Source organism: Pseudomonas sp. AKS31, from assembly GCF_023634765.1.
Lineage (GTDB): Bacteria > Pseudomonadota > Gammaproteobacteria > Pseudomonadales > Pseudomonadaceae > Aquipseudomonas.
In genome coordinates this window covers 242,033-242,613 of record NZ_JAMLFX010000006.1, presented here as the reverse complement: position 1 = coordinate 242,613, position 581 = coordinate 242,033, and the positions used below count along the sequence as shown (strand labels likewise).

Annotated in this window: 1 protein-coding gene; it reads right to left on the bottom strand. The window is 62.5% G+C overall.

What is annotated here, in order from left to right; translation table 11 throughout:
* Window positions 1–581: immunoglobulin-like domain-containing protein (locus M9827_RS28010; protein WP_250606526.1), on the bottom strand; the 581-nt coding region annotated here is incomplete at both ends.

The following is a 581-nucleotide window of genomic DNA, read 5'->3' as shown; positions in this document are numbered from 1 at the left end:
TTCTCGTAGTTGCCGCCGGTCACGTTGGTGATCGAGTTGGTCAGTGGCGCATGACCGGTCAATGCATCGTTTGGCGCTGCGGTGGTTGCGGTGCCCGTGGTCTGGCCGACACCGATGGTGATGGTTTGACCATTGGCCAACGTCACGACAACTGGCGAGCCGGTTACCGGTGCGCCGACAGTCGCGGTGTAAACAACGTTGCCGCCTTCAGCCGCCGACTCGGTGGCCGTCAGTTTCACGTTGGTGGTGTCGATGGTGTCGGTGACGCTGGTCACAGCCGGAGTCGTGCTCGGCACCAGGTTTTCAAAATTACCACCAGTGGTGGTGCTGATGGTCGCCTGCACGGTGCCGGCGTCTTTGTAGACGTCGTCGGTCGGGGCTGGCACGGTCACGGTGCCGGTGGTTTTGCCAGCGTCGATGGTGATCACGGCGCCGTTCGACAGAGTCACGGTCACTGGCGAGCCAGCGGCGTTGGTCAGGGTCGCGGTGTAAACAATTGAACCGCCCTCGGCCACAGTGCCGGTCGCGCTCAACGACAGATTGGTGGTGTCGACAGTGTCGGTCACGTTGGTGCTGACCGG